The sequence below is a fragment of the Microbacterium pollutisoli genome (assembly GCF_053586795.1).
In genome coordinates this window covers 107,516-123,461 of the sequence record NZ_JBNYWT010000001.1, presented here as the reverse complement: position 1 = coordinate 123,461, position 15,946 = coordinate 107,516, and the positions used below count along the sequence as shown (strand labels likewise).

General features: G+C 71.2%; 14 protein-coding genes. 3 read left to right on the top strand and 11 right to left on the bottom strand.

Translation table 11 applies throughout. The annotated features are described in order from the left end of the window. Positions 1-12: 12 nt before the first annotated feature. The 10 genes from ACQ143_RS00590 to ACQ143_RS00545 all read right to left on the bottom strand — a co-directional run bounded on the left by ACQ143_RS00590 (position 13) and on the right by ACQ143_RS00545 (position 10,804). Positions 13-1,089, bottom strand: a complete 1,077-nt coding sequence (locus tag ACQ143_RS00590; protein ID WP_449568784.1) for a UDP-N-acetylglucosamine--N-acetylmuramyl-(pentapeptide) pyrophosphoryl-undecaprenol N-acetylglucosamine transferase — start codon at positions 1,087-1,089, stop codon at positions 13-15. Then, positions 1,086-2,324 (bottom strand): putative lipid II flippase FtsW, encoded by a 1,239-nt coding sequence (ftsW, locus tag ACQ143_RS00585; RefSeq protein ID WP_449568783.1) that lies wholly within the window; start codon positions 2,322-2,324, stop codon positions 1,086-1,088. The genes ACQ143_RS00590 and ftsW overlap by 4 nt, the downstream gene beginning before the upstream one ends. Beyond that, the gene (gene murD, locus ACQ143_RS00580) at positions 2,284-3,822 is read right to left on the bottom strand and encodes a UDP-N-acetylmuramoyl-L-alanine--D-glutamate ligase (RefSeq protein ID WP_449568782.1); all 1,539 of its coding nucleotides are present in this window, start codon (positions 3,820-3,822) and stop codon (positions 2,284-2,286) included. The genes ftsW and murD overlap by 41 nt, the downstream gene beginning before the upstream one ends. Further along, a complete protein-coding gene (gene mraY / locus ACQ143_RS00575) occupies positions 3,819-4,931 on the bottom strand; it encodes a phospho-N-acetylmuramoyl-pentapeptide-transferase (protein ID WP_449568781.1) in 1,113 nt (370 codons plus the stop codon). Before mraY ends, murD begins: the two co-directional genes overlap by 4 nt. Then, the gene (locus tag ACQ143_RS00570; protein ID WP_449568780.1) at positions 4,928-6,340 is read right to left on the bottom strand and encodes a UDP-N-acetylmuramoyl-tripeptide--D-alanyl-D-alanine ligase; all 1,413 of its coding nucleotides are present in this window, start codon (positions 6,338-6,340) and stop codon (positions 4,928-4,930) included. Before ACQ143_RS00570 ends, mraY begins: the two co-directional genes overlap by 4 nt. A 40-nt stretch (positions 6,341-6,380) precedes the next feature. Next, on the bottom strand, positions 6,381-8,195 hold the full coding sequence (locus ACQ143_RS00565) for a peptidoglycan D,D-transpeptidase FtsI family protein (protein ID WP_449568779.1): 1,815 nt from the start codon (positions 8,193-8,195) through the stop codon (positions 6,381-6,383). A 4-nt stretch (positions 8,196-8,199) separates the two neighbouring features. Next, positions 8,200-8,781, bottom strand: coding sequence for a hypothetical protein (locus tag ACQ143_RS00560; protein ID WP_449568778.1), 582 nt, complete (start codon positions 8,779-8,781; stop codon positions 8,200-8,202). Beyond that, complete coding sequence (gene rsmH, locus ACQ143_RS00555) at positions 8,778-9,734, bottom strand: 16S rRNA (cytosine(1402)-N(4))-methyltransferase RsmH (RefSeq protein WP_449568777.1); 957 nt, start codon at positions 9,732-9,734, stop codon at positions 8,778-8,780. Before rsmH ends, ACQ143_RS00560 begins: the two co-directional genes overlap by 4 nt. A 98-nt stretch (positions 9,735-9,832) precedes the next feature. Then, positions 9,833-10,264 (bottom strand): division/cell wall cluster transcriptional repressor MraZ, encoded by a 432-nt coding sequence (gene mraZ / locus ACQ143_RS00550; protein ID WP_449568776.1) that lies wholly within the window; start codon positions 10,262-10,264, stop codon positions 9,833-9,835. A gap of 159 nt (positions 10,265-10,423) precedes the next feature. Further along, positions 10,424-10,804 (bottom strand): DUF3040 domain-containing protein, encoded by a 381-nt coding sequence (locus ACQ143_RS00545; RefSeq protein WP_449568775.1) that lies wholly within the window; start codon positions 10,802-10,804, stop codon positions 10,424-10,426. Between the two features lie 66 nt (positions 10,805-10,870). Here ACQ143_RS00545 and ACQ143_RS00540 point away from each other — a divergent pair, with 66 nt between their 5' ends. Then, on the top strand, positions 10,871-11,956 hold the full coding sequence (locus tag ACQ143_RS00540; RefSeq protein ID WP_449568774.1) for a polyprenyl synthetase family protein: 1,086 nt from the start codon (positions 10,871-10,873) through the stop codon (positions 11,954-11,956). Positions 11,957-11,973: 17 nt separating this feature from the next. Here the strand turns inward: ACQ143_RS00540 and ACQ143_RS00535 are convergent, their stop codons facing one another. Continuing rightward, positions 11,974-12,315, bottom strand: coding sequence for an Rv2175c family DNA-binding protein (locus ACQ143_RS00535; RefSeq protein WP_449568773.1), 342 nt, complete (start codon positions 12,313-12,315; stop codon positions 11,974-11,976). 510 nt (positions 12,316-12,825) lie between these two features. Between ACQ143_RS00535 and ACQ143_RS00530 the strand changes: the two genes are divergently transcribed. Beyond that, complete coding sequence (locus ACQ143_RS00530) at positions 12,826-13,908, top strand: LysM peptidoglycan-binding domain-containing protein (RefSeq protein WP_449569554.1); 1,083 nt, start codon at positions 12,826-12,828, stop codon at positions 13,906-13,908. Positions 13,909-14,008: 100 nt separating this feature from the next. Beyond that, positions 14,009-15,940, top strand: coding sequence for a Stk1 family PASTA domain-containing Ser/Thr kinase (gene pknB / locus ACQ143_RS00525; protein ID WP_449568772.1), 1,932 nt, complete (start codon positions 14,009-14,011; stop codon positions 15,938-15,940). Positions 15,941-15,946 lie beyond the last annotated feature (6 nt).

The following is a 15,946-nucleotide window of genomic DNA, read 5'->3' as shown; positions in this document are numbered from 1 at the left end:
CGGTCGGCGATGTCAGGCGCGGGCGAGGGCCTCGTCGATGAGCGCGATCACGTTCTCGGTGCCGGTGCGCGTGCCGATGGATGCCGCGGCGGCACGCATACGGGCCAGCGCCGCGTCGTCGGTCAGCAGCGGCACGATCTCGGTGCGCACCCGGTCGGCGGTGAACTCGGCGTCGGCGACCAGGCGTGCGGCACCGGCATCCACGGCCGATGCGGCGTTGAGCGCCTGCTCGCCGTTGCCGACCGCATACGGCACGTACACCGCGGGGATGCCCAGGGCGCTGACCTCGCTGACGGTGGCCGAACCGGCGCGCGAGACGATGGCATCGGCGAGGGCGAACGCCAGGTCCATGCGGTCGATGTAGGGGACGGGCACGTACGCTGGGTCGGGTGACGGCGGCAGCGCGTCGCGCTCCCCCACGGCGTGCAGCACCTGCCAGCCGGCGGCGACGACGTCGCGCCAGGATCCGGCGAGAGCCTCGTTGAGCCGGCGGGCACCGAGCGAGCCGCCGAACACGAGCAGCACCGGGCGGGCGGGGTCCAGGCCGAAGAACGCTGCAGCCTGCGGGCGCAGCGCGGCGCGGTCGAGATCGACGATCTCGCGTCGCAGCGGCATCCCCACCACCCGCGCGCCCTTCAGCGGCGTGCCGGCGAACGCGACGCCGGCCAGCGCGCCGCTGCGCGCCCCCAGGATGTTCGCCAGGCCCGGACGGGCGTTGGCCTCGTGCACCACGAACGGGATCTTCTCGCGCCGCGCCGCGAGGTAGGCGGGCGCCGACGCGTAGCCGCCGAACCCGACGACCACGTCGACGCCGTGCGTGCGGATGTGTGTGCGGACCTGCGCGATCGCCCGCGAGAACCGGGCCGGGAAGCGCAGCGCCGTGCCGTTCGGACGCCGCGGGAAGGGCACCTTGTCGACGATCAGCAGTTCGTAGCCGCGCTCGGGCACCAGCCGCGCCTCGAGTCCCTCGCGGGTGCCGAGCACGAGCACACCGGCCTCGGGGTCGCGGGCGGTCAGCGCGTCCGCCACGGCGAGCAGGGGGTTCACATGCCCGGCGGTGCCGCCGCCGGCCAGGAGGTACGTCGTCACCGAGACGACGATACCCGGCGCGTGACGGGGTACGCGTCCGCCGGCAGGGTGGATGCCGGGACGGTGCGCGCCAGCGACAGCAGCACGCCGCAGGCCAGCAGCACCGACAGCAGCGACGTGCCGCCCTGCGACATGAACGGCAGCGGGACGCCGAGCACGGGGAACAGCCGGAGCACCACGCCGATGTTGATGAGCGCCTGCCCGACGATCCAGACGGTGATGCCGCCGGCGACGATGCGGATGAACGGGTCGTGCGTCTTGCGGATGACGTGGAAGGCGCCGACGGCGAACAGGGTGAACAGGGCGAGCACGACGACGCAGCCGATGAGGCCGAGTTCTTCGCCGACGATCGCGAAGATGTAGTCGTGTGAGGCGGCCGGCAGCCACGAGTACTTCTCGCGCGAGTTGCCCAGGCCCAGCCCGAAAACGCCGCCGTTGGCGAGCCCCCAGATGCCGTGCAGCGGCTGGTAGCAGCCGTCGTCGTAGTCGGCGATGCAGTCCGCGTTGAGGAAGCTCATGATGCGGGCCATGCGGTTGGGGCTGGTGACGGCGAGCACGGCGACCACACCCACGGCGAGGATGAGCGGCAGCACGAAGATGCGCAGCTTGACGCCGGAGAAGAACAGGGCGCCGAGCAGGATCAGCACGAGGATCATGGCGGTGCCGAGGTCCCGGCCGGCCACCACCGAGCCGATCACGAGCGCGCCGACCGGCACGACGGGGATGAACACGTGCTTCCACGAGCCCAGCAGCGTCTGCTTGCGGAACAGCACATACCCGAGCCACAGCGCGAAGGCGAGCTTGAGGAACTCGGACGGCTGCATCTGGAAGCCGCCCACGATGATCCAGTTGCGGTTTCCGTCGTTGGAGTCGCCCAGCGGAGTGAAGACGAGCATCTGCAGCCCGAGGGCCAGCAGCAGCGCGATCCACGAGATCCGCTTCCAGAACGTGATCGGGAAGCGGCTGGCGATGAACATGAGCGGGATGCCGAGGATCGCGAACACGGCCTGCTTCATGACGACTTCGAACGGGCTCTCCCCGGCGGCGGTCGAGGTGGCCATCGTCGCCGACAGCACCATGACCAGCCCGAACCCGGTCAGCAGCAGCGCCGTCGAGGCCAGCAGCAGGAACTCGCTGGGCACCGGCGCGAAGACCCGGCCCAGCGTCACGCGGGCGGCGAACCCGTGCCCGCCGTCAGCGGTGGTCGTCGGACGGGTCTGCGGCGTCGTGGTCACCGGTTCCCCTCCCGATCCGCTCCTGGACTGCGGCGGCGAACCGGTCGCCGCGGTCTGCGTAGGACGTGAACTGGTCGAGGGATGCCGCGGCCGGAGCGAGGAGGACCACGTCTCCGTCACCGGCGATACCCGCCGCCAGGTCGACGACCTGCGTCATGACTCCTTCAGTCTCAGCGGCCTCGACCTCGAAGACGGGAACCGCGGGCGCGTGTCGCGCGAACGCCGCCACCACGGCGGTGCGGTCGACGCCGATGACGACGGCCGCCTTGGCCGACACGCCGCGCGTGGCGACGAGGTCGCTGATGTCGACGCCCTTGAGCTGTCCCCCCACGACCCACACGGCGCCGGGGTAGGCCGCCAGCGACGACGCGGCCGCGTGCGGATTGGTGGCCTTGGAGTCGTCGATCCAGGTGACCCCGGCGTGCACGCCCACCACCTCGATGCGATGCGGGTCGAGGCGGAAGGAGGCCAGGGCGTCGCGGATCGCGGCCGGTGCGACCTCGAGCGACCGCGCCAGTGCGGCGGCGGCGAGGATATTGGCGACGATGTGCGGTGCGGCGAGCCCGCGGGCGGCGAGATCGGCGACGGTGGAGATCTCCAGGGCGCGGGTGTGCCGTTCGTCGAGGAAGGCCCGGTCGACGAGGATGCCGTCCACGACGCCGAGATCGCTCGGCCCGGGGACGCCGAGGTCGAATCCGATCGCGCGGCACCCTTCGACGACGTCGGCGTCTTCGACCATCTCGCGGGTGGCGACGTCGGCCTTGTTGTAGACGCAGGCGACCCGCGTGTTCTCGTAGACGAACGCCTTCGCGTCGCGGTAGGCGGCGAACGAGCCGTGCCACTGGAGGTGGTCCTCGGCGAGGTTGAGGCATACGCTCGCGTGGGGCGAGACCGGCTCCGGTCCGGTCTGGAGGCTGAGGTACCAGAGCTGGTGGCTCGACAGCTCCACGACAAGCACGTCGAAGCCGGCCGGGTCGCGGACGGCGTCGAGCACGGGCACGCCGATGTTGCCGCACGGCGCGGCGCGCAGGCCGCCGGCGACGAGCATCGTCGCGGTCAGCTGCGTGGTGGTCGTCTTGCCGTTGGTGCCGGTGATGAGCACCCACTCCGCCGGACGGCCGTCGGGACGGGTCACCTTGTCGCGCACGCGCCAGGCCAACTCGATGTCCCCCCACACCGGGATGCCGCTCTCCCGCGCCCAGGCGACCACGGCGTGGTGGGGCGGGAAGCCGGGTGAGGCGATGACGACGTCGGCGGCGTGCGCCACGACGGCGTCCGGGACCGCGTCGAGCGGCCCTTCCCACAGGCGGGCACCGATGACGGGGACCAGCCGCGCGTACTCCTCGGTTGCGGTCTCGGTGGCCACGAGCACGTCGGCGCCGAGTTCGGTCAGCGTGTCGGCGACCGAGAAGCCGGTGACCGACAGGCCCAGCACGACCACGCTCAGGCCCTTCCAGTCGGCGTGCCAGCTGGTGAGCTCGTCCAGCCGCGCGGTCACAGGGCCGCCAGCCAGGCCACGTAGAACAGGCCGACGCCGGTGACGGCGAGCATGCCCGCGATGATCCACATCCGCACCACGATGGTGATCTCCGGCCACCCGCGCATCTCGAGGTGGTGGTGGAACGGGCTCATCAGGAACAGGCGCTTTCCGCCGGTCGCCTTGAAGTAGTAGCGCTGCAGGATGACCGATCCGGGGCCGATGATGAAGATGCCCGCCACCACGACGGCGAGGATCTCGGTGCGGGACAGGACCGACAGGGCGACGATGACGCCGCCGATGGCCATGGAGCCGACGTCGCCCATGAAGATCTTCGCCTTCGGGGCGTTCCACCACAGGAATCCGACGAGGGCGCCGACGAAGGAGGCGGCGATGATCGTGAGGTCCATCGTGTTGGGCGTGTGGTAACAGGCGGCCGCGTAGGCGTCGACGAGGGCGTCGTTGCTCGAACAGCGCTGCTGGAACTGCCAGAAGGTCACGAGGCTGTAGGCCGAGATGGTGAAGATGCCGGCGCCGGTGGCGAGGCCGTCCAGGCCGTCGGTGAGGTTGGTGGCGTTGGACCAGGCGACCGACAGGAACGACACCCAGATCAGGTACAGGATCCACCCGACGACCGCGCCCAGGGCCATGAACGACAGGACGGGGATGTCGCGGAAGAAGGAGATGTAGGGCGATCCGGGGGTGTGGCCCAGGGCGTTGGGGAAGTTGAGCGCGGCGATGCCGAACGGCACGGCGACCAGCACCTGCCCGACGATCTTGCGCCAGCCCGACAGGCCGAGGCTGCGCTGCTGGCGCACCTTCATGAAGTCGTCGATGAACCCCACGATGCCCAGGCCCACCATCATCCAGATGACGAGCAGACCCGAGATGGTCGGCGGCGCCCCGCCGGTGAGCGTGCCCGCGAAGTAGCCGACGATCGCGCCCAGGATGAATATGATGCCACCCATCGTGGGGGTGCCGCGCTTGGCGTGGTGGCTGGGGTTGGTGGCGTCGTCGGGCGTCCGGATGACCTGACCCCATCCGAGCTTCTCGAACAGCCGGATGAACAGCGGGGTGAGGAAGAGGGTGAACGCCAGCGAAATCGTCGCGGACGCGAGCAGGGATCTCACGAGAACGATTCTCCCAGACGATCACCGAGGTGACGCAGACCCACCGCGTTCGAGGACTTCACGAGCACGCGGTCGCCGTCGCGCAGTTCGCCCATCAGGTAGTCGTACGCTTCGTCCTGCGTCTCGAAGAAGACGGCCTCGCCGTCCCACGAGCCCTCGCCGATGGCCGAGATGAACAGGCGTCTGGCTTCCGGGCCGACCACGACGATCCGCTCGTAGCGCAGGCGCACGGCGAGCAGCCCGACCCGGTCGTGCTCTTCGCCGGCCTGCTCCCCCAGTTCGCTCATCGCGCCGAGCACCGCGACCTTGCGCTGACCGGGTCCGGTGATCTGCGCGAGCGTGCGCAGCGCTGCGGCCATCGAGTCGGGGCTGGCGTTGTAGGCGTCGTTGATGATCCGCACGCGGTCGGAGCCCAGCGGCTGCATGCGCCAGCGTTCGGCGATCTCTACGGTCTCCAGCCGCGCGATGGCGTCGGCGGGGGCCACGCCCAGCACGCCGGCCGCGGTGATCGCGGCGAGGGCGTTCATCACGTGGTGGGCGCCGAGCACCTGCAGGCGCAGCGTGTGCGCGGTGCCGTCGGCGGTGATCGTGCTGACCGTGCCGGCGTCGGTGACCTCGACGTCGTCGGCGCGCACGTCGGCGGTGGGCCGGTGGCCGAACCATCGCACGCTCAGACCGCGACCGACCGCCACGTCGGCCATCGACGCGACGCGCGCGTCGTCGGCGTTGAGGACGGCCACGCCCCCGGCCCGCACCGCCTCGATCAGTTCGGTCTTGGCCTTGAGGGTCGCCTCGACGCCGCCGAAGCCGCCGGCGTGGGCGAGGCCGACCATGAGCACCACGCCGATGTCGGGGGTGACCAGGCCGGCGAGCCGGGCGATCTTCCCCGGCCCGTCGGCGCCGAACTCGCTGACGAGGTACCGCGTGTCCTCGGTGATGCGCAGCATCGTCAGCGGCGCGCCGACCTCGTTGTTGTACGAGCCGCGCGGAGCGACGGTCTCCCCCTCGTCCTGCAGGATGCGCGCGAGCATGTTCTTGGTCGTGGTCTTGCCGTTGGATCCGGTGATGCCGACGATCTGCAGGCGGCCGTGCGCCCGCACGCGCGCGACGACCTCGCGGGCCAGGTCGGCCAGGGCGGTCACGGCGTCGGCCACCACGATCTGGGTGACATCGGCCTCGACGAGGTGCTCGACGAGGGCCAGCACCACGCCGGCCTCGGCGGCGGACGCGACGAACCGGTGACCGTCGGTGACCTCACCGGGCTTGGCGACGAAGATGTCGCCCGGCCCGAGCACCCGGGAGTCGGTGTCGACGGTGCCGGAGACGACGGTCTCGGGGGTGTCGGAGCCGGTGGTGTGGAGTGCGCCCGAGACGGCGGCTGCCACCTCTGCGAGCGTCATGCGGATCATGGTGCGGGTACCTCTGCTGCGGGCGCGTCGGCCGACCGCATCAATTCGTGATGGGGAGGAGGGGGGTCTCCGAATCCGACGGCTTGACCCGGTAGTGCGTGAGCACCTGGGTCATGGCTTTCTTGAAGACCGAGCGGTTCGCCGACGACATCCGCTGCTTCATGGGTTCGTTGAAGACGGCAATGACAACGTACTGCGGATCGTCGGCCGGTGCGTAACCGATCAGCGACGTGAAGAAGATGTTGTTCTTGTACTTGTTGGTGCCGGGGTCGATGACCTGGGCGGTACCGGTCTTGCCGGCCATCCGGTAGCCGTCGATGCGGATGTCGTCGGCGAGGGTCCCCTGCGCGAACACGTTCTCGAGCATGAGGCCGACCGTCTCAGCCGTCGACTCCTCGATCACGCGCTCGGGGGCGGGGAGGTCCGGGGTCACCACGGTGCCGTCGGCCTTCGTGCACGACTCGACCAGCGACAGCGGCTGGCGCACCCCGCCGTTGGCGATGGTCTGGTAGACGCTGACGGTCTGCGGCACCGTCACGGTGAACGCCTGACCGAACGTGGTCGTGTAGTAGGTCTGGTTGTCCCAGTTCTCGACGGGGATGTACACGCCGTCGGGTTCGCCGGACCAGTCGAGGTCGGTGCCCTGCCCGACGCCGAACTTCTTCAGGTACTCCAGGCGCGTGGCCGGGTCGACGGTCGCCCCGAACTGCGATAGCGCCACGTTGGAGGAGGTGACCAGTCCGCCGGTGAGGGTGAGGTTCTGGGCGGCGTGGTGCTCGGAGTCGTTGATGACGGCGCCGTTGGGGAACTCCATCCGGTCCGGCGAGTAGGCCGTGGAGTACGGGGTGAGCCCGGCCTGCTCGATGGCGGTGGCGGCGGTGACGGGCTTGAACGTCGATCCCGGCTCGTACGCGTAGCGCAGGAGACGCGTCGCGCGGTCCTCGGGCTCGGAGGCGCCGACGTCGTTGGGGTCGACGGTCGACGTCTCGGCGGCGACCCGGATCTTGCCGGTGGCGACCTCGGCGACCATGATGCCGCCCCAGTCGGCGTCCATGCGTTCGGTCTCCTCCTCGATCAGCTGCTGCATGTACCACTGCAGGTCGCCGTCGATGGTGAGCCGGAGGGTGCCGCCGTCCTCGGCGGGCTCTTCGACGACGGTGCCGGGGATGACCACGCCGTCGGCGCCCCGCTGGTAGATGCGCTCGCCGTCGGTGCCGGACAGGCAGCTGTTCTGCAGCGATTCGATGCCCTCGAGCGGGGTGCCGTCGGAGCCGACGAAGCCCAGGATGTTGCCGGCGACCGCACCGGCGGGGTACGTGCGCGAGGGCACCTGCGGGAAGGCCAGGAACGGCAGGCCGAGCGCCGCCAGCTCCCGGTACTCCTCGGTGGACACGGCCTTCTTGATGAGCGCGTACCGGGACTCGGGGTTGTCGGCGAGGGCGGCGTCGACGATGCCGACGACCTCATCGACATCCTGCCCGGTGATCTGCGCGATCTGTGCGGCCAGGTCGGCCCACGGGGTGATGACGGGCTTGCCGTCGTCGCCGTAGACGGTGCGCCCGGCCAGATCGGTCTCCGGCAGCCCGTTGACGGCCAGCAGCGGGTCGATCTGCACGTTGTAGAGCATGGTGCTCGTGGCCAGCACGTCGCCGTTGGTGTCCACGATGTCGCCGCGCCCGCCGTGCAGGGTCACGTGGGTTCCGGTCGCGAGGCGGCGGGAGTCGTCGATGTGGGTGCCGGCGTTGACGACCTGGATGTCGACGAGCCGGATGACGAAGGCCGCGAGGATCGCGAGGACCACGGCGAGGGCGACGACGGTGCGGCGGCGCGGGCTGCGGGTGGCTCGGGTCGTCATGCTCTCAGTGTGTGGTCGGGGTCGGCAGACCGTCGGTGATGGGCGGGGGTGTCGGGATGTTCAGCAGTTCGTCGTCCACCGTGGTGCCGCCCGCGATGCTGGCCTGCGGGTCGGTCACCAGCGGCACACCGCTGACGAGCGCGTTGCCGACGGCCGCCCGCGACAGCGCCTGCACCGACGACCGGTCGGCCGCGCCGGTGCCGCCGCCGGAGACGGCGCCGTCGCTCAGCCGCAGGTGACCGGGCATCTGCCCGACCACCATGCCGAGCGCCGCCGCGTTGGCGGCCAGATACTGCGGTGAGCTCAGGCCGGCGATGTCGTCGGCGACCATCTGGCGTTCCCAGTCCAGTTCGCGCTGCTGGCTGGTCAGCGCCGACACTTCGTAGGATCCCTGCGTCGTGGCGATCGACAGGCCCATCTGGGCGCCGGCGATAGCGAGGGTGCCCGCGACGGCGATGATGCCGTACAGCAGCCGCGGCCGCCGCGCCGGCTGCGGACGCTCGAGGGCACGCAGAGTGCGCCGGGGGTCGGATGCCGGTGCCGGCAGGGGCCGGGCCGGCGCGGTGGTCCAGGCCGGGACGCTCATGCCGCCTCCCGGATCCGCTCGATCGCGCGCAGGCGCACGGGCGTGGCGCGCGGGTTGCGCGCCTTCTCCTCGTCGGAGGCCAGTTCGGCACCCTTGACGAGCAGCCGGAAGCGGGGGGCGTGCTCGGGCAGCTCGACGGGCAGGCCCGCCGGCGCCGTGGAGGCGGTGGCCTCGGCGAAGACACGCTTGACGATGCGGTCCTCCAGCGACTGGTAGGACAGGACGACCATGCGGCCGCCGACGGGCAGCAGCCCCAGCGCCGCGGGGATGGCGCGCTCGAGCACGGACAGCTCCTGGTTCACTTCGATGCGCAACGCCTGGAAGACGCGCTTGGCGGGGTGTCCGCGGTCCCGCTGGACGGCGGCGGGGGTGGCACCGATGAGGATGTCGACGAGTTGGCCGGAGCGGGTGATGGGCTCCCGGCTCCGCGCGTCGATGATCGCGCGGGCGTAGCGGCCGGCGAGCTTCTCCTCGCCGTAGCGTTCGAAGATGCGGCGCAGGTCGCCCTCCCCGTAGGTGGCGACGATGTCGGCGGCGGTGGTCCCGGCGGTCTGGTCCATCCGCATGTCCAGGGGCGCGTCCTGCGCGTACGCGAACCCGCGGTCGGCCTCGTCGAGTTGCAGCGACGACACACCGAGGTCGAACAGGACGGCGTCGACGCGGTCGCGGCCGGTGCCGGCGACGGCATCCACGATCCCGTCGTACACCGTGTGCACGAGGGTGACCCGGTCGGCGAAGCGCGCCAGCCGCTCCCGGGCGATGCGCAGGGCATCGGTGTCGCGGTCGAGGCCGATCAGGTGGATGTCGCCGAACCGCTCGAGCAGGGCCTCGGAGTGCCCGCCCATGCCTTCGGTGGCGTCGACGAGCACCGCCTGCTCGTGGGCGAGGGCGGGGGCCAGCAACTCGACGCAGCGGTCGAGGAAGACGGGGGTGTGGATGTCGCGGAGGTCCATGATGTGCGGGGGGGGTGACCGGGGCTCTGATCCCCATCCGCCTCGACCTGGCACCGGGGAAGTGTGTCAGGGCGTGCGGCTGGGAGTCACAGCCACGGTCAGAACAGTCCCGGGATCACCTCCTGCTCCATGTCCGAGTACGCCTCTTCGTTGCCTTCGGCGTACGCGTTCCACGCGTCGGCGTTCCAGATCTCGGCGTGCGCGCCGACGCCGGTGACCACCAGTTCACGGCCGAGGTCGGCGTAGGCGCGCAGGTGCGGCGGGATGGTGATGCGGTTCTGCCCGTCGGGCTTCTCGTCGCTGGCTCCGGACAGGAACATGCGCTGGAAGTCGCGGGCCTGCTTGTTGGTCAGCGGCGCCTCGCGGATGCGCTCGTAGACGCGCTCGAACTCCTTCGTGCTGAACACGTAGAGGCAACGCTCCTGCCCGCGGGTGACGACCAGACCGTCGCCGAGGTCGCCACGGAACTTGGCCGGGAGGATGACGCGGCCCTTGTCGTCGAGCTTGGGGGTGTACGTGCCCAACAGCATCGGCCTGCACCCCCTTTCGACCCGGCCGTCTCAGTTGTGCGCCACTTTACTCCACTTTCCTCCACTTTCCTATCGATTTCGGGCATCCGCCCCCACCCGGGCACAAAAAAAGCACCGACCCGAAGGTCGGTGCTCATGGTGTGCGGGTGCGGCGGCGGCTCAGCCCCGTTCGTTCCGGCGGTCCCAGCGGTCGTTCATGCGATCCATGAACGAGGCCGAAGACGACGACGGCCGCGTCGGCGAGGGCTTCTTGGTGCCGGCATCCGTCGACCGCTCACGCATCGTGCGCGAGGGGGTGACGGCGAGGATGACACCGGCGACCATGACGAGGAACGCGATGACGCCGACGATGATCAGGCTGCTGGAGACGCCGACGATGAGTCCGGCGATGCCGGCCAGCACGAGGATCGAGCCGTAGACGATGTTGCGGTAGCTGAGGGAACGGCCGGCGCCCGTGGCGCGGACGACGTCTGCGTCGTTGTGCATGAGATGGCGTTCCATCTCATCGAGCAGCCGCTGCTCCTGTTCTGACAGTGGCATGCTTCCCCCTTTGTGGAGTCGAGTCCATTCGATTCTAGCCGTCCCTGCGAGAACTAGGCTAGGCCCGTGGACTCCCCTGCTGCGCCGATCGAGGCGGTTTCCCAGCGACTCGAAGGCTTTGCCCAGCAGCAACGTGCCGCCGCGGCGGAATGGGGTGATGAGGCGACGCTGTTCGTGGACGCGGCGGCGGCGACGCTGCAGGGCGGAAAGCGGCTGCGGGCGCGGTTCTGTCTCACCGGCTGGCAGGCCGTCGCCGCCCACCGCCGACCGGCCGCCCCGGGCATCGACGTGATCAGCGCGGCCGCCGCCCTTGAGGTCTTCCAGGCCGCGGCGCTGGTGCACGATGACCTCATCGACAACTCCGACACCCGCCGCGGCCGGCCCGCCGCGCACCGCGCGTTCGAGGCCGGGCATTCCGGCAGCCGGTGGTTCGGTGATGCGGAGGCCTTCGGCCGCTCGGCCGCCGTGCTGCTGGGCGACCTGCTCGTGGCGTGGAGCGACGACCTGCTCGAGGAGGGTCTGCGGGACGCCGGGCACGCGGACGCGGCCCGCCGGGTGTACGCCCGGATGCGACGGGACGTCACGATCGGCCAGTTCCTGGACGTGGCCGAGGAGTCGGCGTTCGTGGCGGCGCCCGAGGCCGAGCACCCCGAGCGTGCGCTGCGGATCGCCTCGCTCAAGTCGGCGCGGTACAGCGTGCAGCAGCCGCTGCTGCTGGGCGCGGCGCTGGCAGGGGTGGATGCCGGGCAGACGGCCGCACTGTCGGCCTTCGGGCTTCCGGTGGGCATGGCCTTCCAGCTGCGTGACGACGTGCTGGGCGTGTTCGGCGATACCGCGGTGACCGGGAAGCCCTCGGGTGACGACCTGCGCGAGGGCAAGCGGACACTGTTGATCGCCTACGCGCGCGAGCAGCTGGGCGCCGGCGCACGGCGCGTGTTCGACGAACTCGTCGGCGACCCCACCCTCGACGACGAGCAGGTCCGCAGCCTGCAGCGCACGATCGCCGAGACCGGCGCCCTGGAACGCGTCGAGGACCACATCGCGGCGTTCGCGGCCGAAGCCGACCGCGCGCTGCGCGGCGCCGCGCTGGACAACGTCGCCGTCAGCGCGCTGCGGGACCTCGCCCGCGCGGCCATCAGCCGCCACGCCTGAGCCGGCGCGGCCGCGGACTACGCGAGCGTCTGCGCGACGCGCCGGACCTCGCTCTTGCGGCCCGCGCGGAGCGCCTCGATGGGCGCGACGCCGATCGAGTCCTCGGGCGCGAGCAGCCAGTCGATGAGTTCGTCGTCGCTGAAGCCGGCGTCCTGCAGCACGATGACGGTGCCGCGGAGGGACCCCAGCGGGTGCCCGTCCACAAAGAACACCGAGGGCACCCGCGGCGCGCCGTCGCGACGCGACGCCACGAGGTGCCGTTCGTCGAGCAGTCGCCGCACGCGGCCGAGCGGTTCGCCGGTCAGGGCGACGACCTCGGGAAGAGTGAGCCATTCGGTCGGGACAGATTCACCGGTCACACGTCCACTATTCCATCCCCACGCCCACCCGCTCCATCCCGCGGGCACCGCGTGACGACGACACCGAATGTTCACTTCTTTCACACGGGGTCACTCCTATATCACTGGTTGACAGCAATTCACTTCCGTGACACGGTGGCGGAGTCCGAAAAGAGGGGGAAGCTCTTGCGACGACCCAGCCACCGCGGCTCATCACCCACGCGCGCACGCCTCGGCCTGCCGGCCGCGATCGTCGGTTCGATCGCGCTGTCCCTGTCGAGCGTCTCCGCATTCGCCGCCCCGGTCGCCGCCGATGAGCGCGACCGTGAGCCCCAGCGCCACCCCTCCCCGCTGCGCGCCCCCGGCGCCGTGACGGTCACCGGCACCGCCCCGGCGGCATCCGCAGCGTCGACGACCGTCGTCGGGGTGCCGGCCTCCGCGACCACCCACACCGTGAAGCCCGGCGACACCGTCAGCGCGATCGCCGCCCGGCACGGGCTGCGCACGAAGGACGTGCTCGCCTGGAACGGGCTGAGCTGGTCGTCGACCATCTACCCCGGGCAGAAGCTGAAGCTGTCGGGCGCGGTCGCCGTGGCGGCGCCGGCCGCCGACACCGCACCGGCGACCACCGCGAAGACCTACACGGTCACCCGCGGCGACACCCTCTGGGCTATCGCGCAGCGACACGGCGTCGGGCTGTCCCCCCTCCTGAAGCTCAACGGCCTCACCGGCCGGTCGGTCATCCACCCCGGCCAGAAGCTGAAGCTCAGCGCCGGGGCGCCTTCGCCGGCCAAGCCCGCCGCATCGAAGCCGTCGGCGTCGAAGCCCGCGGCATCCGGCTCGGCGGCGACGCGCACCCACACCGTCGTCCGCGGCGACACCCTGTGGTCGATCGCCCAGAGGCACGGCCTGTCGCTGTCGAGCCTGCTGACGATGAACGGGCTGAAGACCTCGTCGATCATCTACCCCGGTCAGAAGCTGACGCTGAAGCTCGCCGCCGCCCCCGCCGCCGCGACGCGCCCGGCCGCACCGGCCCCGAAGCCCGCCCCGGCCCCCGGTGCGACGCACACGGTCGCGGCGGGTGAGACCCTCTGGGGCATCGCCCAGGGCAACGGCACGTCGATGGCGGCACTGTTGAAGGCCAACGGCCTGACCGAGGCGTCGATCATCTACCCGGGCCAGAAGCTGGTCATCCCCTCGGCGACCGGACTGGACGCCGAGCAGATCGCGAACGCGAAGCTCATCATCGGCGTCGGGCGCGACCTCGGGGTGTCGGATCGCGGCATCGCGATCGCGCTGGCCACCGCGATGGTCGAATCCGGCATCCGAAATCTCGACTACGGCGACCGCGACTCGCTGGGCCTGTTCCAGCAGCGGCCGAGTCAGGGCTGGGGCACGGCGGCGCAGATCCTCGACCCCTACCGGTCGACGGCGGTGTTCTACGGCGGCTCCGGCGACCCCAACGGGCACAACACGCGCGGGCTGCTGGACATCCCCGGCTGGGAGTCGATGGCGTTCACCGACGCCGCACAGGCCGTGCAGATCTCGGCGTTCCCGGATCGTTATGGACAGTGGGAGTCGAAGGCGTACGGCTGGCTGGCCGCGCTGGGCTGAGGAACCGGGCGTGGCGACACTCCCCAGGGAGCCGGCCGGGGTGGCCGCCAGGGGTGAGCCGCTGCCCGGGGTGGCGGCGTCGGCTCCGTAGACTCTTCGCGTGAGCACGAGCCAGCAGACCGACCCGCTGATCGGCCGTCTGGTCGACAGCCGGTACCGGGTGCGCGCTCGCATCGCCCGCGGCGGGATGGCCACCGTCTACGTCGCCACCGACCTGCGGCTGGAGCGCCGCGTCGCGCTCAAGGTCATGCACAGCCACCTGTCGGACGACAGCGTCTTCCAGAGCCGGTTCATCCAGGAGGCGCGGGCGGCGGCACGGCTGGCCGACCCGCACGTGGTCAACGTGTTCGACCAGGGCCAGGACGGCGAGATGGCCTACCTGGTCATGGAGTACCTGCCCGGGATCACGCTGCGGGAGCTGCTGCGCGAGCAGCGCCGCCTGTCGATCCCGCAGACGATCACCATCATGGATGCCATCCTCTCCGGGCTGGCGGCCGCGCACCGCGCCGGGATCGTGCACCGTGACGTGAAGCCGGAGAACGTGCTGCTGGCCGAGGACGGCCGCATCAAGATCGGCGACTTCGGCCTCGCGCGGGCGACGACCGCGAACACTGCGAGCGGCCAGATGCTGCTGGGCACGATCGCCTACCTCGCCCCCGAGCTGGTGACCCGCGGCACGGCGGACGCCCGCAGCGACATCTATGCGCTGGGCATCATGCTGTACGAGATGCTCGTCGGCGAGCAGCCGTACAAGGGCGAGCAGCCGATGCAGATCGCCTACCAGCACGCGACCGACTCGGTGCCGCGGCCCAGTGCCAAGAACCCCGGCGTGCCCGAGCCGCTGGACGAGCTCGTCATGTGGGCCACCGAGCGCGAGCCCGACGAGCGTCCCGCCGATGCGCGCGAGATGCTCGACCGGCTGCGCGAGATCGAGAAGGAGCTCGGCGTCTACCCGCAGGTGGTGCGCCCCACGCCCACCGGCGGTGCCGCGCCGGTCGACGACGGACTGGACTCGGGTGAGCTGACCAAGGTCATGCCCGGCACCTTCACCGCACCGACGGTGACCGAGGACGTCGACAACGCGACCCTGCTGCGCCGGCGCACCCGGCGCAATGCGCGCAAAGGGGCCGGGCTGCTCGTGCTGGTCGTGCTCCTGGCGGGCCTGGCCGCCGGCGTCGGCTGGTGGTTCGGCTCCGGGCCGGGGTCTCTCATCGCCGTGCCGGCCGTCGCCGGCGGCACGTTCGCCGATGCCGAGCAGGCCCTGGCCGCGGTGGAGCTGCAGGCCGTGGAAGGCAGCGAGCACAGCCGCGAGGTGCCGCCGGGCACGGTGATCGGCACCGACCCGGGTGAGGGCACGCGCGTCGACAAGGGCACCGAGATCACCGTGGTGGTGTCCGCCGGTCCCGCCGCACAGCAGGTGCCGGCACTGGCCGGCATGAGCGCGGAGGCGGCCACGACGGCCCTGGGCGATGTCTTCATCGAGGTCACCGACACCCCGCAGCGGTTCACGGACGCCACGGCCGGGACCGTCGTCGACGCGACCGTCACGACGGGCCTGGGCGATGCCGCCGAGGAGATCGACTGCGCACAGGGGTGCACGGCGCTGGAGGGCTCCACCGCCGTCCTCTACGTGTCGCTGGGCCCCGTGCCCGACGTGGTCGGCGAGACCCTCGAGCGCGCGACGTCGATGCTCGCCGAGGTCGACCTGCAGGCGGCGGCGAGCGAGGAGTACAGCGACACCGTCGAAGCGGGACGGGTGATCAGCGTCGGCGCCCGCGAAGGGGGCGGCAGCTTCCGCCCCGGCGATACGGTGCCGCTGACCGTGTCGAAGGGCCCGGCGCCGATCGAGGTGCCCGACGTCGTGGGACGCAACGTGGCCGAGGCGATGCAGGTCCTCCGCGACGCGGGATTCGAGCCCGGCACAGCGTTGCCTGAGCTGGTCTGGGGGATCTTCACCGTGAGCTCGACCGATCCACCCGCCGGTGAATGGCGCCTGCCCGGATCGGTCGTCACGGTCCGCGCGACCGGCTGAGCCCGG

Coding starts and splice junctions, on each gene's coding strand:
- ACQ143_RS00570 (WP_449568780.1), bottom strand. CDS start 6,340: ATGATCCGCATGACGCTCGCAGAGGTGGCAGCCGCCGTCTCGGGCGCA.
- ACQ143_RS00565 (WP_449568779.1), bottom strand. CDS start 8,195: ATGACGACCCGAGCCACCCGCAGCCCGCGCCGCCGCACCGTCGTCGCC.
- ACQ143_RS00560 (WP_449568778.1), bottom strand. CDS start 8,781: ATGAGCGTCCCGGCCTGGACCACCGCGCCGGCCCGGCCCCTGCCGGCA.
- rsmH (WP_449568777.1), bottom strand. CDS start 9,734: ATGGACCTCCGCGACATCCACACCCCCGTCTTCCTCGACCGCTGCGTC.
- mraZ (WP_449568776.1), bottom strand. CDS start 10,264: ATGCTGTTGGGCACGTACACCCCCAAGCTCGACGACAAGGGCCGCGTC.
- ACQ143_RS00545 (WP_449568775.1), bottom strand. CDS start 10,804: ATGCCACTGTCAGAACAGGAGCAGCGGCTGCTCGATGAGATGGAACGC.